The organism is Micromonospora sp. WMMD730 (assembly GCF_049178955.1).
Classification (GTDB): domain Bacteria; phylum Actinomycetota; class Actinomycetes; order Mycobacteriales; family Micromonosporaceae; genus Micromonospora; species Micromonospora wenchangensis.
Map to the genome: position 1 here is coordinate 5,691,713 of NZ_JBMHML010000002.1, position 21,558 is coordinate 5,713,270.

The 21,558-nt window shown below is 73.5% G+C and carries 17 protein-coding genes; 7 read left to right on the forward strand and 10 right to left on the reverse strand.

What is annotated here, in order from left to right:
* Positions 1–2 precede the first annotated feature (2 nt).
* From ACN265_RS24105 to ftsY, 4 genes are all read right to left on the reverse strand, one after another.
* Positions 3–341: a P-II family nitrogen regulator gene (locus ACN265_RS24105; protein WP_067307311.1), complete on the reverse strand. Its 339-nt coding sequence runs from the start codon at positions 339–341 to the stop codon at positions 3–5.
* Between the two features lie 25 nt (positions 342–366).
* Positions 367–1,764: an ammonium transporter gene (locus tag ACN265_RS24110; RefSeq protein WP_204923816.1), complete on the reverse strand. Its 1,398-nt coding sequence runs from the start codon at positions 1,762–1,764 to the stop codon at positions 367–369.
* Positions 1,765–1,993: 229 nt separating this feature from the next.
* A complete protein-coding gene (locus ACN265_RS24115) occupies positions 1,994–2,857 on the reverse strand; it encodes an aminoglycoside phosphotransferase family protein (RefSeq protein ID WP_204923815.1) in 864 nt (287 codons plus the stop codon).
* A 7-nt stretch (positions 2,858–2,864) separates the two neighbouring features.
* Positions 2,865–4,046, reverse strand: coding sequence for a signal recognition particle-docking protein FtsY (gene ftsY / locus ACN265_RS24120; protein ID WP_421409669.1), 1,182 nt, complete (start codon positions 4,044–4,046; stop codon positions 2,865–2,867).
* 148 nt (positions 4,047–4,194) lie between these two features.
* Here ftsY and ACN265_RS24125 point away from each other — a divergent pair, with 148 nt between their 5' ends.
* From ACN265_RS24125 to ACN265_RS24145, 5 genes are all read left to right on the forward strand, one after another.
* Entirely contained in the window at positions 4,195–5,907 is a 1,713-nt protein-coding gene (locus tag ACN265_RS24125; RefSeq protein ID WP_421409672.1) for an alkaline phosphatase D family protein, read from the forward strand.
* A gap of 24 nt (positions 5,908–5,931) precedes the next feature.
* Complete coding sequence (locus ACN265_RS24130) at positions 5,932–6,369, forward strand: MarR family winged helix-turn-helix transcriptional regulator (protein ID WP_307826066.1); 438 nt, start codon at positions 5,932–5,934, stop codon at positions 6,367–6,369.
* A 141-nt stretch (positions 6,370–6,510) separates the two neighbouring features.
* Positions 6,511–8,130 carry an MDR family MFS transporter gene (locus ACN265_RS24135; protein ID WP_421409674.1) on the forward strand — a complete coding sequence of 540 codons (1,620 nt, stop codon included), beginning with the start codon at positions 6,511–6,513 and terminating at the stop codon, positions 8,128–8,130.
* Entirely contained in the window at positions 8,127–8,618 is a 492-nt protein-coding gene (locus ACN265_RS24140; protein ID WP_420117813.1) for a universal stress protein, read from the forward strand. The genes ACN265_RS24135 and ACN265_RS24140 overlap by 4 nt, the downstream gene beginning before the upstream one ends.
* Positions 8,619–8,666: 48 nt before the next feature.
* The gene (locus tag ACN265_RS24145) at positions 8,667–9,188 is read left to right on the forward strand and encodes a DinB family protein (protein WP_420117814.1); all 522 of its coding nucleotides are present in this window, start codon (positions 8,667–8,669) and stop codon (positions 9,186–9,188) included.
* 28 nt (positions 9,189–9,216) lie between these two features.
* Here ACN265_RS24145 and ACN265_RS24150 read toward each other — a convergent pair whose 3' ends face one another.
* The 3 genes from ACN265_RS24150 to ACN265_RS24160 form a co-directional block, all read right to left on the reverse strand.
* Positions 9,217–9,834 carry an HAD family hydrolase gene (locus ACN265_RS24150; RefSeq protein WP_421409676.1) on the reverse strand — a complete coding sequence of 206 codons (618 nt, stop codon included), beginning with the start codon at positions 9,832–9,834 and terminating at the stop codon, positions 9,217–9,219.
* On the reverse strand, positions 9,834–13,442 hold the full coding sequence (gene smc, locus ACN265_RS24155) for a chromosome segregation protein SMC (RefSeq protein WP_421409678.1): 3,609 nt from the start codon (positions 13,440–13,442) through the stop codon (positions 9,834–9,836). Before smc ends, ACN265_RS24150 begins: the two co-directional genes overlap by 1 nt.
* Positions 13,443–13,732: 290 nt before the next feature.
* Positions 13,733–13,927, reverse strand: a complete 195-nt coding sequence (locus ACN265_RS24160) for a hypothetical protein (protein ID WP_067305353.1) — start codon at positions 13,925–13,927, stop codon at positions 13,733–13,735.
* Between the two features lie 308 nt (positions 13,928–14,235).
* Between ACN265_RS24160 and ACN265_RS24165 the strand changes: the two genes are divergently transcribed.
* Positions 14,236–16,164: a CAP domain-containing protein gene (locus ACN265_RS24165; protein WP_421409680.1), complete on the forward strand. Its 1,929-nt coding sequence runs from the start codon at positions 14,236–14,238 to the stop codon at positions 16,162–16,164.
* Between the two features lie 107 nt (positions 16,165–16,271).
* Positions 16,272–17,177, forward strand: coding sequence for an endo alpha-1,4 polygalactosaminidase (locus ACN265_RS24170; protein WP_204923808.1), 906 nt, complete (start codon positions 16,272–16,274; stop codon positions 17,175–17,177).
* 96 nt (positions 17,178–17,273) lie between these two features.
* On the opposite strand, the gene ACN265_RS24175 is transcribed toward ACN265_RS24170, so the two are convergent.
* From ACN265_RS24175 to rnc, 3 genes are all read right to left on the reverse strand, one after another.
* The gene (locus ACN265_RS24175; protein WP_421409682.1) at positions 17,274–19,493 is read right to left on the reverse strand and encodes an MMPL family transporter; all 2,220 of its coding nucleotides are present in this window, start codon (positions 19,491–19,493) and stop codon (positions 17,274–17,276) included.
* A 223-nt stretch (positions 19,494–19,716) separates the two neighbouring features.
* Entirely contained in the window at positions 19,717–20,574 is an 858-nt protein-coding gene (gene mutM / locus ACN265_RS24180) for a bifunctional DNA-formamidopyrimidine glycosylase/DNA-(apurinic or apyrimidinic site) lyase (RefSeq protein WP_421409685.1), read from the reverse strand.
* Positions 20,567–21,454: a ribonuclease III gene (rnc, locus tag ACN265_RS24185; RefSeq protein WP_421409687.1), complete on the reverse strand. Its 888-nt coding sequence runs from the start codon at positions 21,452–21,454 to the stop codon at positions 20,567–20,569. The genes mutM and rnc overlap by 8 nt, the downstream gene beginning before the upstream one ends.
* Positions 21,455–21,558: the final 104 nt, after the last annotated feature.

Here is a 21,558-nt window from a genome sequence, read left to right on the forward strand (position 1 = left end):
TCCTACAGGGCGTCGAGGCCGCGCTCGCCGGTACGGACCCGGACGACCTCTTCCACGCCGGTCACCCAGACCTTGCCGTCACCGATCTTGCCGGTACGGGCGGCGGCCACGATCGCGTCGACGACCTTGTCGACGTCCATCTCGTCGGTGAGCACCTCGACCCGGATCTTGGGCAGGAACTCGACCGTGTACTCGGCACCCCGGTAAACCTCGGTGTGCCCCTTCTGACGCCCGTACCCCTGGACCTCGCTGACGGTCAGGCCGGCAACGCCGAGAGCGTGCAGGGCCTCCTTCACCGCGTCCAGTTGGTACGGCTTGATGACCGCGGTCACCAGCTTCATGTCCATGCCCTCCATTCTCCGAACGTTAACCGGCGACCTTCTCGTCCACCGGCGCGGCGGCCGGCTCGGAGGCCTTCGCGCCACCCGGGGTGATCCCGGCCATCGCGAACGCCCCGCCACCGGCACCGCCGGTGCTCGGGGAGAGGTCGTAACCGCTCTCCGCGTGCTCGCTGATGTCGATACCCTCGACCTCGTCCTCGGCCTTGACCCGGAAACCGAGGGTCTTGTCGATGACGAAGGCGAGCACCCAGGCGACCCCGAAGGACCAGGCGGTCACGATCAGGCCGGCGAGGGCCTGGCGGCCGAACTGGGTCACGCCGCCGCCGTAGAACAGGCCGTCGGAGGCGCCGACCACGTCGCTGATCGCGGCGTTGACCGAGTTGGTGGCGAACAGGCCGAGCCACAGCGACCCGATCCAACCGCCGACGAAGTGCACGCCGACCACGTCGAGCGAGTCGTCGTAGCCGAGCTTGTACTTCAGGCTGATGGCCAGGGCGCAGACCACACCGGCGACGATGCCGAGCAGGACGGCCGCCCAGGGGGCGATGAACCCGCAGGCCGGGGTGATGGCGACCAGACCGGCGACGGCACCGGACGAGGCACCGACCATGGTCGGCTTCTTGTCCTTGATCCACTCCACCGCGATCCAGCCGAGCACCGCCGCGGCGGTGGCGAGCTGGGTGTTGATGAAGGCCAGCCCGGCGACCGAGTCGACGGTGAGCTCCGACCCGGCGTTGAAGCCGAACCAACCGAACCACAGCAGGCCGGCGCCGAGCGCGACCAGCGGGATGTTGTGCGGCTTCATGCCCTCACGCGGCCAGCCGAGCCGCTTGCCGAGCACCAGGGCGACGGCCAGGGCCGCCGCACCGGCGTTGATGTGCACCGCGGTACCACCGGCGAAGTCGAGCGCGTGGATCTTGGCGCCGATGATGCCGCCGCCCCACACCCAGTGGGCGACGGGGAAGTAGACCAGGGTGGCCCAGCCGAAGGCGAACAGCAGCCAGCCGCCGAACTTGGCCCGGTCGGAGATCGCACCGCTGATCAGCGCGACGGTGATCACCGCGAAGACCATCTGGAACGCCATGAACACGTACAGCGGGACGCCGATGCCGCTGGGGTTCTCCGCCGTGGCGCCCCACAGGTCGGTCTCGGCGAGGAAGGTCTTGGTGCCCAGGTACGCACCGGGGTCGCCCCAGAAACCGTTGACGTCGGTCCCGAAAGCAATGCTGAAACCGTAGAACCACCACAGAACAGAGATGAGCCCGATGGCGGAGAAGCTCATCATCATCATGTTGAGCACGCCCTTGGCCCGGTTGAGGCCGCCGTAGAACAGCGCCAGTCCGGGGGTCATGAGCAGCACGAGAGCGGTCGAAACCAGCAGCCAAACGGTGTTGCCGCCGTCGATCGTCGGTGCTTCAGGCACGCTGGCCTCCTAAAGGTGAAGTTCCCTCCTTCGCGGCTTCCGGGGCAGCGTCGCCCGTACGCCGGTTGCGCGGAAGCTTGGCCGGCTGCTGTTTCCTGGACCGACACCCCTCGATTTCCGACACGTGACGGGTTGTTTCCGGCGTGTGAAGAACCTCGATCATGAAACTCCGGATACGAAAGAGTGGCCGTTCCGGCAACGAACGGCCACTCTTTCCCCGTTGCGGTCGTCAGCGCAGGGCGTACTCCAGGGTGTGCCGTTCGTAGTCGAGCAGGCGCAGATCGCGCATCGGGCGACGGAGGTGACCCTTGTGCACGATCCGGACGAACGCCGGCTCCCCCGCCGCCGCCATCCGCCGGATGCCCTCCACGTGGTCGACGATCCGCTTGCGGATGGTCCGGATCAGCCGGTGCCGGTCCCGGGGGATCAGCCCGTACGCGTCGGCGAAGAGCCGCAGCCGGCGCGGCCGGTCCGGGTGCTTCCAGCCGAGCGTGATCGAGTCCCGGTCGGCGAAGATCGGCACCCAGGTCCACGCCGCGTACGCCACGTCGTAGATCCGGGCCCCGGGCGAGGCGAGGTCGAAGTCGATCAGGCCGAGGGTGCCGTCGGGCCGCCAGATCACGTTGTGCGGGGCGGCGTCGTGGTGGCAGATCACCTCGGTGTCCGGTGGCGGCGGCCCGAACGAGCGCCAGACCGCGCCGGGCGGCGGGGCGAAACCGTACTGGGCGTCGTGGAACATCCGCAGCATGGTCGCCACCGTCACCAGCGCCTCGTCGGTGACCCAGTGCGGGGCCAGCGGGTACTCCCCGCACTCCCCTTCGAGGTAGGACAGCACCTCCCGGTTGCGCTCGTCCATGCCCAGCGCCCGGGGAGCGCCGGTGAACCCGACGTACTCCAGGTGGCGCAGGAGGGCGTGCACCGAGGGCGTCCACGGGCCGGCGTTGCGTCGGACGGTGTCGCCGACCCGGACGACGGTGCTCACGTTCCCGCCGTGCAGCGGGATCTCCTGCGAGGTCACGTACGGTCTCCCCAGGCCCGGCGCCGCATGGCGGGGGTCACGCCACCCGGCGTACGCGCGATCGTCGTTGCTCACCGCGAGGTTACGCGTCCCGGGCGAGCGGCTCGGCGCCGAGCAGCGCGTCGACGAACTGCGCCGGGTCGAAGGGGGCCAGATCGTCCGCGCCCTCGCCGAGGCCGACCAGCTTGACCGGGATGCCGAGCTTGCGCTGGACGGCGATCACGATGCCGCCCTTGGCCGTCCCGTCGAGCTTGGTCAACACCACGCCTGTCACGTTCACCACCTCGGTGAAGACCCGGGCCTGTTCCAGCCCGTTCTGCCCGGTGGTGGCGTCCAGGATCAGCAGCGTCTCGTCGATCGGGCCGTGCTTCTCCACCACCCGCTTGACCTTGCCCAGCTCGTCCATCAGGCCGATCTTGTTCTGCAACCGGCCGGCGGTGTCGATGAGCACGGTGTCGGTGCCGGCGTCGATGCCCCGGCGGACCGCGTCGAAGGCCACGCTGGCCGGGTCGGCGCCCTCGGCGCCCCGGACCGTCTCGGCGCCCACCCGGCCGCCCCAGGTCTCCAGCTGGTCGGCGGCGGCGGCCCGGAAGGTGTCGGCCGCGCCGAGGGTGACCGAGCGTCCGTCGGCGACCAGCACCCGGGCGATCTTGCCGCAGGTGGTGGTCTTGCCCGCGCCGTTGACCCCGACCACCAGCAGCACCGCCGGCACGCCGTCGCGGCCGGTGGTGCGCAGCGACCGGTCCAGGCCCGGGTCGAGCGCGGTGACCAGCTCGGTGGCGAGCAGGTCGCGCAGCTCACCGGCGGAGCGGGTGCCGAGCACCCGGGTCCGCTCGCGGAGGCGGTCGACGATGTCCCGGGTGGCGTCGATGCCGACGTCGGCGGTGATCAGGCTGTCCTCGATCTCCTCCCAGGCGTCCTCGTCGAGGTGGTCGCGGGCGAGCAGGCCGAGCAGGCCCTTGCCGAAGGCGTTCTGCGAGCGGGCCAGCCGGGACCGCAGCCGGACCAGCCGGCCGGCGGTCGGCTCGGGAACCTCCAGCGGCGGGGCCGTCGCCACCGGCGGCTCGACCAGCACGCCGGTGGACAGGTCGGATTCGGCCGCCTCGACGGGTGGCCCGGCCAGGTCCTCCTCGGCCCGGGTGTCGACCTCGGTCTGCGGCAGCGGGGGTGCGGCACGCCGACGCAGCCGGGGCACGACCAGGCCGAGGCCGCCGAGGATCAGCACGCCGAGCAGGGCCAGTGCGACGAGGAGGTAGTCCGTCATGCCGAAATCCTGTCAGATGCCGACGACCGCGTCCCACTCACCGCCTCCAGACCCGGGCGAGCTGCGGGTACGCTCGCCGCTGCCGGGGGTGACCCACCCGCCCACGGGGTAGCAGAGATGAACCGTCTTCTCCTCGGAGGTGCCACCCATGCCCGAGCCACGTCTGCTCATCGGCCCGTTGCTGCGCCGGGTCGTCGACACCCGGGCGACGGTGTGGGTCGAGACCAGCGGGCCCGCGGTGGTCACCGTCCGCACGGCCGACGGCGCCACCGGCTCCGCGCCGACCTTCTCCGCGTACGAGCACCACTACGCGCTGGTGGTGGTGGAGGGGCTGACCCCGGACCACGCCACCACCTACGAGGTGCTGGTCGACGACGAGCTGGTCTGGCCGGTGGCCCGCGACGGGTTCCCGCCCAGCGTGATCCGGACCAGGGCGGCCGACGACCGGGACCAGCCGGTGAGCCTGATCTTCGGGTCGTGCCGCGAGACCACCCAGCACAACACCACCCGCAAGCTGCCCCCGGACGCGCTGGACGCGTACGCCCGGCGGCTGATGGCCGCGCCCGACCCGGGCGATCTGCCCGACCTGCTGGTGCTGCTCGGTGACCAGGTCTACGCCGACGTCACCTCGCCCACGGTCCGGCGGCTGCTCAAGCGGCGTCGGCGGCGGCCGAAGGACGCCCCGGCCGACCAGGTGGTCAGCTTCGACGAGTACACCAAGCTCTACCTGGAGTCGTGGCGCGACCCGGAGATCCGCTGGCTGCTCTCCACCGTGCCGAGCGTGATGATCTTCGACGACCACGAGGTGATCGACGACTGGAACACCTCGAAGTCGTGGCGGGCCGACATGCGCCAGCAGGCCTGGTGGGCCGAGCGGATCCGCAGCGGCCTGGCCTCCTACTGGGTCTACCAGCACCTGGGCAACCTCGCCCCGGACGAGATCGCCGCCGACCCGCTCTACGCCAAGGTGGTCGCCGCCGAGGACGCCACCACGGTGCTTCGCGAGTTCGGCGAGCGGGTGGACAAGGAGGCCGACGAGGCGCACGACACCGAGCGCTGGCGGGCCGTGCAGTACCAGTGGAGCTACGCGCTGGACCTGGGCCGGACCCGGCTGGTCATGCTGGACAACAGGTGCAGCCGGGTACTCGAACCGGGTGCCCGGTCGATGCTGCCGGCCGGCGAGTGGTCCTGGTTCCTGGACCGGGCCCACGGGGTCTACGACCACCTGGTGGTCGGCGCGTCGCTGCCCTGGCTGCTGCCGCCGGGCATCCACCACGTGGAGGCGTGGAACGAGAAGCTGGCCGACTCCGGCAGGCCGTGGGTCGCCGGGCTGGCCGAGAAGCTGCGCCGGGCGCTGGACCTGGAGCACTGGGCCGCGTTCCGCCGCTCGTTCGACGCCCTCGGCGCGCTGTTCGTGCGGCTGGGCAGCGGCGAGCCGGGCAGCACCGGGGACCGGGTCGGCGCGGGGCCCGCCTACCCGGCGCCGGCGTCGATCAGCGTGCTCTCCGGCGATGTGCACCACTCGTACGTGGCCCGCGCCCGGTTCGACGACCCGGCGGTACGCACCCCGGTGCACCAGCTCACCTGCTCCCCGATCCACAACCAGGTGCCGGCGGCGATGCGCCCGCTGATGAAGCTGGGCTGGAGCGCGGGGCCGGCGGCGGCCACCCGGGCGCTGGCCCGCTCCGCCGGGGTACGCCGCCCGACGGTGCGCTGGAAGAAGCTCGCCGGCCCGTACTTCGGCAACGCGGTGAGCACGTTGCGCCACACCGGGCGGGAGGCGGTGGTGCTGATCGAGGGCACCACCAGCGACGGGCACCTGCGTGAGGTGGCCCGGCAGCGGCTCTCCTCGGCGAAGTGACCCGCGCCACGTACCCTCGGTGCCGTGGACGATCATCTGCCGGAGACACTGCGCGTGCTGGAGCACGAACTGACCGCGTTGCTCCGCCGGGGCCGGGCGCTGTCCTGGGAGATCGCCCGGGAGGTGCACCCCAACCTGGAGCCCAACGCGTACGGCCTGCTGCTGTGGCTGCGCCGGTCCGGGTCGACCCGGTTGACCGACCTGGCCGCCGAGCTGGGTATCGGTAAGGGCACGCTGAGCCGGCAGATCCAGGGGCTGGAGGCGCTGGGCCTGGTGCGCCGCGATCCGGACCCGGTCGACCGGCGGGCGGCGCAGCTACGGCTGACCGAGGAGGGCACCCGGCGCTTCGACGCGGCCCGGTCGGCCCGGATGGACCAGATCAACAGGTCGATGGAGACCTGGCCGAAGCGGGACGTCGAGGAGTTCGCCCGCCTGATGCACCGGTTCAACGAGACCTTCTGAACCCGGCCGCGCCCCGGGTCGGGCGACGTCGTGCCCCGGGTCCGGGGGAATAGAGCCACGTCACGTCCGGTTGTTGCTTGAGGCAACAAACGCTTACGGTTGCCCGAGGCACCCTTTTCACCACCAGCGGAGGCAGCGACGATGACCCAGGCGACAGCGCCCACCCGGGCGACCGGCGTCGAGATGACCCACCGGCAGATCCTGGAGGCCCTCTCCGGACTGCTGCTGGGCATGTTCGTCGCGATCCTCTCCTCCACGGTCGTCTCCAACGCGCTGCCGCGGATCATCACCGAGCTCAAGGGCGGTCAGTCCGCCTACACCTGGGTGGTCACCTCGACCCTGCTGGCGACCACCGCGACCACCCCGATCTGGGGCAAGCTCGCCGACCTGACCAGCAAGAAGATCCTGGTCCAGCTCTCCCTGGCCATCTTCGTGCTGGGCTCCGTGCTGGCCGGGCTGTCCCAGTCCACCGAACAGCTCATCGCCTGCCGGGTGCTCCAGGGCGTCGGGGCCGGCGGCCTCACCGCCCTGGCCCAGGTGATCATGGCGACGATGATCGCGCCCCGCGAGCGCGGCCGGTACAGCGGCTACCTCGGCGCGGTGATGGCCGTCGGCACCATCGGCGGCCCGCTGATCGGCGGCGTCATCGTCGACACCTCCTGGCTCGGCTGGCGCTGGTGCTTCTACGTCGGCGTGCCGTTCGCCATCGCCGCCCTGGTGGTGCTCCAGAAGACCCTGCACCTGCCGGTCGTCAAGCGCCAGGTGAAGATCGACTGGTGGGGCGCGACCCTGATCACCGCCGCCGTGTCGCTCCTGCTGATCTGGGTCACCCTGGCCGGCGACAAGTACGACTGGATCTCCTGGCAGAGCGCCGTCATGGTGACCGGCGCGGTCGTGCTCGGCACGCTCGCCATCCGGGTGGAGAACCGGGCCAGCGAGCCGATGATCCCGCCGCGGCTGTTCCGCAACCGCACCATCACCCTCGCCGTCGTCGCCAGCATCGCCGTCGGCGTGGGCATGTTCGGCGCATCGGTCTTCCTGGGTCAGTACTTCCAGATCAGCCGGGGCGAGAGCCCGACCATGTCCGGCCTGATGACCATGCCGATGATCCTCGGCCTGCTGGTCTCCTCCGTCGTCGTCGGCCGGATCATCACCCGGACCGGCCGGTGGAAGCGCTACCTGGTCGCCGGTTCCGCGCTGCTCACCGCCGGCTTCGCGCTGATGGGCACGATCCGCTACGACACCCCGTACTGGCACCTCGCCATCTACATGGCGCTGATCGGCCTCGGGCTCGGCATGACCATGCAGAACCTCGTCCTCGCCGTGCAGAACACCGTGAGCACCCACGAACTCGGCGCGGCCAGCTCGGTGGTGGCGTTCTTCCGCAGCCTCGGCGGCGCGGTCGGCGTGTCCGTGCTCGGCGCGGTCCTCGGCCACCGGGTCAAGGACTACATCGCCGACGGCCTCACCGCCCTGGGCATCCCGGCCTCCGGCTCGGGCAGCGGCGGCGTCCTACCCGACGTGCACACCCTGCCGGGCCCGATCCGGATCGTGGTGGAGAGCGCCTACGGCCACGGTGCCGGCGACATCTTCCTGGCCGCCGCCCCGTTCGGGCTGATCGCCCTGATCGCGGTGATCTTCATCAAGGAGATCCCGCTGCGCCAGCACACCGGGGACGCCGTCACCGACACCGTCGCGCAGGAGTCCGCCGTCGCCGCGGGCGGCGGGGCGGCGGTGGTCCGCACCGGGACCGACAGGTGAGCATCCCCGTCGAGCGTGAACAGTACGGCCCACAGGCCCGCCCGCTGGAGTTCGAGCGGGGCACCGACGGGCCCCGGGTGGTGCTGGTCGGCGTCGACGGCAGCAGGACCTCGCTACGTGCCGCGTCGTACGCGGCGGGGCTGGCCCGCAGGCAGGGCGCCGGGCTGGTGGTGGTCTTCGTCAGCGCCCCGGCCGGCTACGTCTCCCTCATGCCGGGGGTGGTGGCCGGGGCGGTCCAGCAGACCCACGACGAACTCGCCGACGATCTGCGGCAGGAGTGCCGCCGGGGCGCGGAGGAACTGGGGCTGCCGGTGACGTTCCTGTGCCGGCGCGGGGACGCGTACACCGAGCTGCGGGCGGCGGCCGACGAGTCCCGGGCGGACCTGGTGGTGGTCGGCTCCTCCGAGCAGGCCGGGCACCGGCTGGTCGGTTCCGTCGCCACCCGCCTGGTCCGCACCGGCCGCTGGCCGGTCCTCGTCGTCCCCTGACCGGGGCGGGGTCCGGGGAATGTCGGACCGGTCGGCGAGGATGCCGGCATGACCTGGCGTGCACCGGAGATCACCCGGACCCCTGAACTTCCCGTCGGCGACGAGCGGGCCATGCTGGAGAGCTGGCTCGACTACCACCGGCAGACCCTGCTGCTCAAGTGCGCCGGGCTGACCGGCGAGCAGTTGCGCACCCCGAGCGTGCAGCCGTCGACACTGACCCTGCTCGGCCTGGTCCGCCACCTGGGCGAGGTGGAGTCCTGGTGGTTCCGGGAGAACTTCGCCGGGCACCAGGTCGACTACCCGTACGGCACACCCGAGAACCCGGACGCCGACCTCGACGTGACCCACGCCGACGCCGAGGCCGACTTCGCCACCTACCACGAGCAGGTCACCCTGGCCCGGGCCGCCACCGTCGGCCGCTCGCTCGACGAGACGTTCACCGAGGTCGGCGCCAAGAAACGGACCTTCAGCCTGCGCTGGGTCTACCTGCACCTGATCGAGGAGTACGCCCGGCACAACGGCCACGCCGACCTGCTCCGGGAACGCCTCGACGGGGTCACCGGCGAGTGACCCCGCCGCCGACCGGCCCCGCCGGGGGTCAGAGCCCCAGCGCCGCCCGCAGGTAGCGCAGTCCCTCCGGCCCACTCCACCGGTACGCCGACAGTCCGGCCGCCCGCGCCCCCCGGATCGCCCAGTCCTCGTCGTCGACGAAGAGCACCCGGGCGGGCGGGGTCTCCAGGGCGGCGCAGGCGGCCTGGAAGTACTCCTTCGCCGGCTTGTGCACCCCGACGACCGAGGAGTTGACCACCACGTCCAGCTCGCCGACCAGGCCCAGCTCGGCGAGGTCGGTGTCGAGCAGGTCGGTGGCGTTGGTGCCCAGCCCGGCCCGGATGCCGGCGGCCCGCGCCTCGCGGACGAGGGCCAGCACGTCGGCGTCGACCTCACCCCGGTAGCGCTGCCACTGCTCCACGGCCGCCCGCGCCCGCTGCGGGCCGACCGACTCGCTCAGCGCGTCGACCACACTGGACATCCAGTCGGCGTGGCTGACCTGCCCGGTCAGCACCGGTTGCAGCCGCCCCCAGTGCATGGCGATCTCGCCGAGCACCCCGGCGGCGAGGCCGTACTCCCGTTCGACGTCGGCGGCCACCGCCGGGTCCCAGTGCCGCAGCACGCCGTCGAAGTCGAGCAGGAGCGCCGTCGGCCGTTCCCGTGCCACTACTGATTCTCCTCGTGTCCGTCGGACCGCTCGGCGTCGGTCCGGTTGAGCCGTTGACTGATCACCTGGGTGACGCCGCTGCGCATGGTCACGCCGTAGAGCGCGTCGGCGATCTCCATGGTCCGCTTCTGGTGGGTGATGACGATGAGCTGGCTCTTCTCCCGCAACTGGGCCAGCAGGGTGATCAACCGGCCCAGGTTCACGTCGTCGAGGGCCGCCTCCACCTCGTCCATGATGTAGAACGGGCTGGGCCGGGCCCGGAAGATCGCCACCAGCATCGCCACGGCGGTCAGCGACCGCTCGCCGCCGGAGAGCAGCGACAGCCGTTTGATCTTCTTGCCGGGCGGCCGGGCCTCCACCTCCACACCGGTGGTGAGCAGGTCGTCCGGCTCGGTGAGGATCAACCGGCCCTCGCCACCGGGGAAGAGCACCGTGAAGACCTGCTCGAACTCGCGGGCCGTGTCGGCGAACGCGCTGGCGAAGACCTCCAGGATGCGCTCGTCGACGTCCTTGACCACGGTGAGCAGGTCACGCCGGGTGGCCTTGAGGTCCTCCAGCTGCTCGGAGAGGAACTTGAAGCGCTCCTCCAGGGCGGCGAACTCCTCCAACGCGAGCGGGTTGACCTTGCCGAGCAGGGCCAGTTCCCGTTCCGCCTTGGCGGCCCGCTTCTCCTGCACCGGTCGCTCGTAACGGACCGGCTCCGGCACCGGCAGGCCGTCGCGTTCGGCCGCCGCCACGTCCACCGGGGTCGGCGGCACGGGCTGGGTCGGGCCGTACTCGGCGACCAGGGTCTCCACGTCCAGGCCGAAGTCCTCGGCGGCCTTGGCCTCCAACTGCTCGATGCGCAGCCGCTGCTCGGCGCGGGCCACCTCGTCCCGGTGCACCTGGCTGGTCAGCCGCTCCAGCTCCGCGCCGAGCCGCTTCGCCGCGCCGCGTACCTCCTGGAGTTCGGCCTCCCGGGCGGCGCGTTCCCGGGCGACCGCGTCGCGGTGCTCCTCGGCCCGCGCGATGGAGGTGCCGAGCCGGGTCAGCGCCTCGCGGGCCCCACCGACCACGGCGCGGGCGATCGCCGCGCCCCGGGTCCGGGCCGCCCGCCGGGCCGCCGCCCGCTCCCGGGCCGCCCGTTCGGCGGAGGCCTGCCGGGCCAGCGAGTCGGCCCGGCCGGCGATCGAGGCGACCCGCTCCTCGGCGGTACGCACCGCGAGGCGGACCTCCATCTCGTTCTGCCGGGCCCGGGGCACCATCGCGGCGAGCTGGTCCCGTTCCTCGGTGGAGGGTTCCGCGTCGATCGGGGTGTCCCCGGCGAGCCGCAGCCGTTCCGCCAGCTCGGCGAGGGCGGCCAGGTCACGTTCCCGGGCCGCCTCGGCGCGGGACCGGCTCTCGCCGAGCCGGTCGGTCTCCGCCTTCGCCGACCGGGCCGCCGCACCCAGCTCGGCCAGCCGACGGGCGGCGGCGTTGCGGTGGCTCTCCGCCTCCCGCTTGGCGGCGGCGGCGTGCTGCACCGCCTCCTTCGCGGCGGCCACCTCGGCCCGCGCGTCGACCAACTGTTCGCGCAGCTCGGCGGCCGTCCGCTCGGCGGTGTGCCGGTTGGTGCGGGCCTCCTCCACGGCGGCCTGCACCTCGATGAAGCTGGCCGCCTTGGCCGACCCGCCGGCCGCCGCGTACGCCCCGACCACGTCGCCGTCCGGGGTGACCGCGCGCAGCTCCGGGTTGCCCGCGACCAGCTCGGCGGCGGCGGCGAGGTCGTCGACCAGCGCCACGTCGCGCAGCGCCCGGTGTACGGCGGGACGCAGCTCGGGGGCGCACTCCACCAGGTCCGGTGCCCACCGGGCGGTCTCCGGAAGCCGGGGGCGCAGCGCGTCGGCGGAGCCGGTCATGCCGGGGCCGGCGGGGCTGCCGACCAGCAGGCCCGCCCGGCCGGCATCGGAGATCTTCAGCAGCCGCATCGCCTCGACGGCCTCGTCGACACCGGTGACCGCGACCGCGTCGGCCAGCCCGCCGAGCGCCGCGGCGAGCGCCGCCTCGTGGCCGGCGGCGACGGTGAGCAACCCGGCCAGGCTGCCCAACAGGCCGGGCACCTCGTCGGCGCGGGCGAGCAGCGCCCCGGCACCGTCCTTGCGGCGCAGCCCCAGAGCGAGCGCCTCCTCGCGGGCCTTCCACGTCGCGGCGTCCTTCTCGGCGGCCCGCTCGGTGTCGGCCAGCGCCCGGACGGTGGCCTGCGCCCGCTCGTGGGCGGCCACCGCCTCGGCGTGCCGGTCGTCCAGTTCGGCGTTGTCCCGGTCGGCCTCGGTGGACTGTTCGGCGACCGCGTCCAGCTCGGCCTGGGCCTGGTCGGCGCGGGCCAGGGCGTCGGCGTGGGCGGCGGCGAGCCGCTCGATCTCCTCACCGGCGCTCGTGGTCCGCGCCTGCGCCGAGTTCACCTGCCCGGTCAGCCGGGCCAGCCCCTCCCGCCGGTCGGCGATCGCCTTGGCGGCGGCGACCAGTTCCCGTTCGGCGGCGGCGAGCTGGCGTTCCAGCTCCTGCCGGTGCTCGACGGCCTCGGCGAGCCGGATCTGGTCGTCGGTGAGCGCCGCGCGCAGCTCCTCCTCCTGCTCGCGGACCCGCTGCGACTCGGCCTCCAACTGGTCGGGGTCGCGGCCGGGGCGCTCGTCGTCGCCGGTGGCGCTGAGGTGGCGCAGCCGTTCCCGGGCCACCTGCTCCACCGAGCGGAACCGTTCGGAGAGCGCGGAGAGCTTGTACCAGGTGTCCTGGGCGGCGGCGAGCAGCGGCGCGTCCTCGGCGAGCGCGGCCTCCAGCTCGCCGAGGCGGCCCTGGACCTCGGCGTGTTCGCCCTCGATCTGTTCGCGCCGCTGGCGCAGCGCCGTCTCGTCGGCGATCTCCTTGTCGAGGGTGGCCCGCAGGGTGTGCAGGTCGTCGGCGAGCAGCCGGAGCCGGGCGTCGCGCAGGTTGGCCTGGATGGCGGCGGCCCGGCGGGCCACCTCGGCCTGTCGGCCCAGCGGCTTGAGCTGACGGCGCAGCTCGGCGGTGAGGTCGGTCAGCCGGTTGAGGTTCGTCTGCATCGCGTCGAGCTTCCGCAGCGCCTTCTCCTTGCGCTTGCGGTGCTTGAGGACCCCGGCCGCCTCCTCGATGAACGAGCGGCGGTCCTCCGGCTTGGCGTGCAGCATGCCGTCGAGCCGGCCCTGGCCGACGATGATGTGCATCTCCCGGCCGATGCCGGAGTCGCTGAGCAGCTCCTGGATGTCGAGCAGCCGGCAGGAGTCGCCGTTGATCTCGTACTCGCTCTCGCCGGAGCGGAACATCCGGCGGGTGATGGAGACCTCGGTGTACTCGATCGGCAGCGCGCCGTCGGTGTTGTCGATGGTGAGGGTGACCTCGGCCCGGCCCAGCGGCGCCCGCCCGGCGGTGCCGGCGAAGATGACGTCCTCCATCTTGCCGCCGCGCAGCGCCTTGGCGCCCTGCTCGCCCAGCACCCAGGCGATCGCGTCGACGACGTTGGACTTGCCGGAGCCGTTCGGGCCGACCACGCAGGTGATCCCGGGCTCCAGCTTCAACGTCGTGGCGGAGGCGAAGGACTTGAACCCCTTCACCGTCAGACTCTTGAGATGCACCTGTCCGATCCTCGTCCGGTGGCCACCGCAGGCGTCGCGGGCTGCGCGGACCTGGTGAACCCGCAGACTAACCCGTAGGTACGCGGCGACCGGCACGCGACCCGCCCCGGCACCGCCGGCCGACCGCCGTGCGGGGGTGGAATTGATCGGGGTGGCCCACGCCACATCGGTTCGCAAGATCGTGAATTGGTGAGCGGAGAAATATGTGGCGGACAGCACTGCGCGCCGGCACGAAAGTGTCGGCGCGCTTTTTCGCGGTGGTGCTGTTCAGTTTTCTGCGTACCCGACGATCAGGTGAGCGCCGGCTCGGCCAGCCGGAGGAGGTCGTCCACCTCCGCCGCAGCCGCCGCGAGCCGATCGTTGTCGGCACGCAGGCGCGTGATCTCGAACTCCAGGGCCTGGACCCTGGAACGCAGTCGGGTGACCTCGTCGAGCAGACGCCGGTCGGGCGCTGCACCTACGTGGCCGTAGAGGGCCTTCGCCATGCTGACTCCTTGATATGCGCTGCCGGAAAAGCCGGCCAACGCGCGCCCATTTCGTGTTCGCGACTACTACCAGGCCATCGAAATCCGGGCGTGGCTGGGCGCGACTGGCGACACCTACATATTGAGCGATAACCCCTCGTTCGTCAAGTTCTCGCAGGCCGTAGATCATCTCCACGTCTGCCCTGTGCACTTGCTGAGGGGGCCGCAAGGCTCGGACACTCTCTGTCCGGACTCCTTGACTCTACGCCTTCCCGGACAGGTACGGTGACCCTGGACGGTCGTCCCTCCTTAACTCTTCCTTAGCCACATTGCCGCTGTTCCGTGGCCGCCGTAGCGTCACCCCGGCCCGCAAGCGACCCGTGGAGGCGACAGGCGTGTACGGCTGGACCGACCCGAACGACCCGGACGCCGCATACCGACGGCCGCAGCCGTCGACGGACGACCCGGCCTGGCTGACCGACCGCCCCGCCCCCCGCTCGGCGTACCTCTTCGGCGACGACCCGGCCGCGGACGCACCGGCGCAGCCGGGCCCCGCCGGGGCGGACGCCGCGACCGGGCCCGCCGGGGGCACCCCGCCCCCTGCCGCCGACCGGTGGGCCGACGCGCCGGCCGGTCAGCCGTGGCAGGGCGAGCAGACCGGCTGGCAGGACGCACCCACCGGCCGCTGGAACGCCGGGCCCGCCGGGCAGTGGGACGCCACCGAGCAGACCGCCGCCCGTCCGGACGACCGGAACGCCGCCCACCAGGAAGACGCGTGGCAGGCCGAGCGGTGGTCGGCCGGTCGGGACGAACCGGCCGGAACGTGGCAGGACGACCGGACCGGCGAGTGGCAGGGCAACCAGACCGGCGAGTGGCAGGGCGACCCGGCCGGCGCATGGCAGGGCAACCAGACCGGCGAGTGGCAGGGCGACCCGGCCGGCGCATGGCAGGGCAACCAGACCGGCGAGTGGCAGGGCGACCCGGCCGGCGCATGGCAGGACGGCCGGACCGGACCGTGGCCGGACGAGCAGGCCGACCGGGCCGAGGCCTGGCAGAGCGCGCGGGACGACCGGGCCGGCCGGTGGCCGGACGAGCAGGCCGCCTCCTGGCAGGACGGGCAGCCCCGCAGCTGGCCGGCCGGGCACGGCGAGCCGGAACACCCGTGGCAGAGCGGGCAGGAAGACCCGGCCGGCACGTGGCAGGGCGGGCAGGACGACCCGGCCGGCACGTGGCAGGGCCAGCCGGCCGCCGGGCCGGACCGGCAGGGCGGGTCGTGGCCCGGTGACGGGGCCGACCGGTGGGCCCAGCCACAGGCCGGGCCGTGGCACGACGGGGTGGACCGGGCCGCCGGGCCGGACGACCCCCGGGCCGACGCGCCGGCCGGACACGACGGGCGGCAGGCGTACCCGGCCGCCGTCGGGCCGGTGCGCGCCGACCTGCGGGACGCCACCGCGGCCATCCCGGCGGTCGGACCGGTCGACGGTCTGGCCGCGACCGGTCGTACCCGGCGACGGTCGCGACGCCCGGTGCTCATCGGCGGTGCCGCCGCGGCGGCGACCCTCGTGGTGAGCCTCGGCATCGGCGCGGTGCTGCTGCCCGACGACGGGAACACCGACCGGGCCGCCCTCGACGAGCCGGTGGCCACCGCGCCCGTCATCACCGACACCGCCCCGAGTAGCAGCGCCCCGGCCTCCCCCAGCGCGTCACCGAGCCCGTCACCGACGTCGGCGAGCCCGTCACCGAGCCGGACCGCCACGCCGACGCCCACCCCGAGCCGGACCCAGGCGGCGTCGCGGCAGACCGCCCGGGGTGGCTCCGGCACCGTGGCCCCGGCAGCGCCCCCCACCACCCGGGCTGCGGTCAGCGGCGGCGGTGGGGGCAGCCAGACCCAGCAGGTCGTCGACCTGGTCAACGCCGAGCGGGCCAAGGCCGGCTGCGCGGCCGTCACCGTCGACGCCAAGCTGACCCTCGCCGCCCAGCAGCACAGCCAGGACCAGGCCGACCACAAGACCATGACGCACACCGGCAGCGACGGCAGCAACGCCGGGCAGCGGCTGGACCGGGCCGGCTACGCCTGGCGCACCTACGGCGAGAACGTCGCCTGGAACCAGCAGACCCCGGCCGCGGTGATGGACGCCTGGATGAACAGTCCCGGTCACCGGGCCAACATCCTCAACTGCGCGTTCACCGAGATCGGCGTCGGGGTGGCCAACGGCAACGGGCCGTACTGGACGCAGGACTTCGCCGCCCCGCGCTGACCCGGGACGGCCGGCCCCCGGCGACGACGTGACCGCGTCGTCGCCGGGGGCTTCTCGTTGGACCGGGTGAGGCGTGCGGCGTACCGCACGGGACCCGGGAGCCGCCGATGCGCATCCGGCCGTCAGCGTCCGCGACGCGCGGCGGGTCGCCGCTGCCCACCCGGCCACCGCGCCGCCACCCGGCCCGCCGGGTGCTGCCGGCCACGCTGGCACTCGCCCTGCTGACCCCGGTGTACGCCTGCCGTCCCGACCTCGGGCCACCGGGCGCACCGACCCCCTGGCCACCCGGAGCGGCCCGGCAGTGGCGGTGGCAGTGGCAGCTCACCGGCCCGGTCGACACCACCGTCGACGCCGACGTCGTCCTGCTCGACCCGGTGCGGGTGAGCACCGCCGAGACCGGGGCGCTGCGTCGGCGCGACCGGCGGCTGATCTGTCACGTGCCCGTCGGGACGTACGCGGGGACGGACCCGGACGCCGCCCGGTACCCGGCGGCGGTGCGCGGCGCTGCCGCCGGGCGGCCCGGCACCCGGTGGGTGGACGTGCGGCGGTGGGACGTGCTGCGGCCCGTCCTGGCCGACCGGTTCCGGCTCTGCCGGGGCAAGGGGTTCGGCGCGGTGGCCCTCGTCGACGCCGACGGGTACGCCCACCGGTCGGGCTTCCCGCTCGGCTTCGACGATCAACTGCTGTTCAACCGGCGCACGGCCGGGCTGGCCCGATCCCTGGACCTCTCCCCCGGCCTGGTCGGTGACGTCGATCAGGTGGCCGCCCTGGCGCCGGACTTCGACTTCGCGGTCGACGAGGAGTGCGTCCGGTTGCGCCGCTGCGCCCGGCTGCTCCCCTTCGCCGACGCGGGCAAGCCGGTCTTCCAGGTCGAGTACGCCGGTGACCCGGCGCGGTTCTGCGTGACGACCGTCGGCTACGGCTTCGCCTCGATCCGTAAGAACCGCATCCTGGACGCCTGGCGGGTGCCCTGCCCCACCGTTGCCGGGCCGGTCCCCGGCACACCGCGGTGACCCGGACCGCGCGGTGCGGTCCGGGTCACCCGTGCCGCCGGCCACGGCGCTGCACCACCCGGGCGGGCGGTCACCGGCGGCGGGTCCGACGGCCGGTCAGTGCGCCCCGACCAGCTCCGGCGTCGGTTCGGCCGGTGGGGTGACGGCGGGCCGGTCGCGGCGACGCAGGAACCGGGGGGCCCACCAGTTGGCCTCGCCGAGCAGGGTCATCACCGACGGCAGCACCACCGCCCGGATGATCGTGGCGTCCAGCAGGATCGCCGCGGCCAACCCGATGCCGAGTTGCTTCATGTCGATCGTGCTGAGCGAGGCGAAGATCGCGAACACCGCGACCATCACGATCGCCGCGCTGGTCACCACCCCGGCCGAGGAGGTGATGCCGTAGGCGACCGCGTCGGCGTTGGACCGGCCGCCCCGGATGCCCTCCCTGATCCGGCTGACCACGAAGACGTGGTAGTCCATGGAGAGCCCGAAGAGCACCACGAACAGGAACAGCGGCAGCCAGGAGACGATCGCGCCCATCGAGGTGAAGCCGAGCAGGTCCTGCGCCCACTCGCCCTGGAAGACCAGCACCAGCAGGCCGTAGGCGGCCCCGGCGGAGAGCAGGTTGAGCAGGATCGAGGTGAGGGCGACCACCACCGACCGGAACGTCCAGGTCATCACCAGGAAGGTCAGCGCCAGCACGAACGCCATCACCAGCGGCAGCTTCTCCCGGATGTGCCGGGCGTAGTCCTCGCTGGCGGCCACCCCGCCGCCGACGGCGTACTCGACGCCGGGGATGCCGCGCATCGCGGCGGGCAGCAGGTCGTCGCGGAGTTCGTGCAGGGAACGCACCGACCGGTCGTCCCGACTGGCGTACGGGGTGGCCACCTCCAGCACCGACACCCGGCGGTCGGCCGACACCTCGATCTTCGGGCCGTCCGCCTCGGCCGGGGCGAACAGCGGGTCGGCGGCGGCGGTGCGGGCCAGCCCGGTCAGGGCGGCGCGCACCTGGTCGGCCTGGTCGGCGGGGGCCCGTACGGCGACCGTGTGGCTGGTGCCGGTGCTCGGGAAGGCGGCGGTCAGCCGGTCGTACGCCTGCATCGCCGGGGTGGTCCGGGGCAGGTCCTCCATGCCGGGGAACTTCAGCTTCATGCCGAGCGCCGGGGCGGCCAGGGCGAGCAGCAGCCCCACCGAGACGATCAGGGTGGCCCGGGGCGCGCGCAGCGCGGGCCGCAGCACCGCCGGCCAGAACCGGGGCCGGGCCGGCTGCCCGTGCCGGCCGGCGCGGGGGGCGGTGAGCCGCCACAGCAGCGGCACCCGGGGGCGGTCCACCCAGCGGCCCAGCTTGGCCAGCAGCGCCGGCAGCACGGTCAGCGAGCCGGTCACCGCGACGGCGACCACCAGGATCGAGCCGACGGCGAGGGAGGAGAAGACCACGTCGTCGGCGAGCATCAGGCCGGCCATCGAGATGATCACCGCGAAGCCGGAGACGACCACGGCGTGCCCGGACGTCTCGGCGGCGATCTCCACCGCGTCCAACCCGGACCGGCCCTTGGCCCGTTCCTCGCGTTCCCGTCGGACGTAGAACAGCGAGTAGTCCACCCCGACGGCCATCCCGATCAGCAGGATCACGCTGGAGGTGGTGTCCGTGGCGGGCACCAGGTGGGAGGCGAGGGTGGACAACCCCATCGCGGCGGCCACCGAGGAGAGCGCCAGCAGCACCGGCACCCCGGCGGCGATCAGCGCGCCGAACGCGACGATCAGGATGGCCAGGGTGACCGGCAGGCTGAGCAGCTCGGCCCGCTTGAAGTCCCGGCCCAGGGTGTCGTCCAGCGCCTGGTTGATCGACGGGCCGCCGACCTGCTCGATCCGCAGCTGCGGGTGGGCGGTCTGGGCGGCGGCGGTGGCGTCACGCAGCGGCTGCACCCGGTCCGCGGCGGTCTCCGGGTCGCCGGCCATGGTGACCGGCATCAGCAGCGCGGCACCGTCGCGCGACGGGACCGGCTCGCCGACCGACGCCACCCCGGTGACCTGCCGCAGCCGGTCGGCCGCGTCGGTCGCGGCGGCCTGCGCGGCGGCCCGGTCCAGGGTGCCGGTACGCGGGGTGATCAGGATGTTCTCCACCGCCGGATCGGTGAACTCGCCCGAGGTGACGATCACGTCGGCGTGACCGGACTCGCCGATCGCCTGGTCGGCCTGGGTGGCCTCGTTCAGGCCGGCGGCGTTGCCCCCGACGAAGCACACCGCCACGAAGACCACCCAGAGCGCGATCGCGCGCCACGGGTGCTCCGCGCTCCACCGTGCCAACCGCACCGTCACCGGTCTGCCGCCCATCTCCGTCGGGCCCCCTTCCCGCCGGCGCCCTGCCGACCGTGCTGACGCTAGGGACGGCGACGCCGGGGCACATCGGGGAACGGCCCCGGCCCGCCCCCGAGGACGCGGCAGCGGTCGGGTCGGGGCGACCGGGAAGACCGATCGGGTGGATCGGGGAAAATCCGGCGGCGGCCCGGGGTGGCGGCGGCGCGGCACACCGGCGCAACCCCGAACCGGCTCGGGGTCAGCCCCTGAGGGCACCCCGGGGGCGGGGCTGACAGCGGGGGCAGCTGTACGACGACCGGTTCATGAACGCCTCCCGGCGGATCGGCGCGCCGCACCGCCGGCAGGGCTCACCCTCCCGGCCGTAGACGTTCAGCGACCTGTCGAAGTAGCCGCTCTCCCCGTTGACGTTGACGTACAGGTCGTCGAAGCTGGTGCCGCCCTGCGTGATCGCCTCGCCGAGGACGTCCCGCACGTGCCCGAGCAGCCGACCCGCGGTGGGGGCGGTCAGCGCGTCGGTGGGGCGGGCACCGTGCAGCCGGGCCCGCCACAGCGCCTCGTCGGCGTAGATGTTGCCCACCCCGGACAGCAGCGTCTGGTCCAGCAGGGCCCGCTTGACCTCGGTACGCCGGCGGCGCAGCGCGGCGACGAACCCGGCGTCGGAGAACTCCGGGTCCATCGGGTCGCGGGCGATGTGGGCGATCTCGGCGGGCAGTTCGGCGCCGCCCTCGCTGACCGCGAGCCCGCCGAACGTCCGCTGGTCGACGAAGCGCAGTTGCGGGCCGTCGTCGGCGAACCGGAACCGGACCCGCAGGTGCAGCTCGTCGGCCGCCTCGGCCGGCTGGAGCAGCAGTTGCCCCGACATGCCCAGGTGGCCGACGAGGGCGTCCCCGCTGTCCAGCGGCAGCCAGAGGTACTTGCCGCGCCGCCGCACGTCGGTCACCGTCCGGCCGGCGAGCACGTCGGCGAAGTGCGCCGGGCCGGGTGGGTGGCGTCGCACCGCCCGGGGGTGGCGCACCTCCACCGTCGAGATCCGCCGGCCGGTGACCCACTGGGCCAGCCCCTGCCGTACGGTCTCGACCTCGGGCAGCTCAGGCACGGCCCAGTCCCGCCTCGGCGGTCTCGTCCGCCGTCGGGACCACCGCGTCGGCGGCCGGCCCGTCGCCGGCGGCCCCGACCGGGCCGCCGGTGGACCCGGCCGGGCCGGCTGGGGCGGACCCGGGCGTCGCGTCGGCGTCGGCCGGCCCGGTGCCGGCCCGGTCCCGCTCGGCCTGCGCGGTGAGTTCCCGCCAGGCCGCCTCGGCGGCCCGCTGCTCGGCCTCCTTCTTGCTGCGGCCCTCCGACCCGCCGTAGCGGTTGCCGGCCACCACCACCCAGGCGGTGAAGGTCTTGAGGTGGTCCGGGCCGGTGCCCTCGATCCGGTACTCGGGCACCCCCAGGCCGAGCGCGGCGGTCAACTCCTGGAGGCTGGTCTTCCAGTCCAGCGCCGCGCCCCGGCCCGCCGACTCGGCCATCAGCGGGTCGAACAGCCGGTGGATGACGACCGCCGCGGTGTCCAGCCCGTGCTGGAGGTAGATCGCGCCGAGCAGCGCCTCCAGGGTGTCGGCGAGGATGCTCGCCTTGTCCCGCCCGCCGGTGGTCTCCTCGCCCTTGCCGAGCAGCAGGTAGGCGCCGAGCCCGTCCGGGCCGAGGCCCCGGGCCACGTCGGCCAGGGCGCGCATGTTGACCACGCTGGCCCGCAGCTTGGCCAACTGCCCCTCGGGCAGGTCGGGGTGGTTCCGGAACAGTGCCGTGGTGATCACTACGCCGAGCACCGAGTCGCCGAGGAACTCCAACCGCTCGTTGGTGGGCAGCCCGCCGTTCTCGTACGCGTACGACCGGTGGGTCAACGCCCGCTCCAGCAGCTCGGCGTCGAGTGTCACCCCGAACGCCGCCTCCAGGTGGCTGACGGGCGCACGCCGCCGCTTGTCGTTGCTCATGTTCCTACCTCTGCTTCGGTCCCGCCGGGGTACGCGGGCGGATGACCCGGGTGCCGGGCGGCGGGTGCGTTCTGGACCGTCGGGCCGGCCGGCGTGGGTCCGGT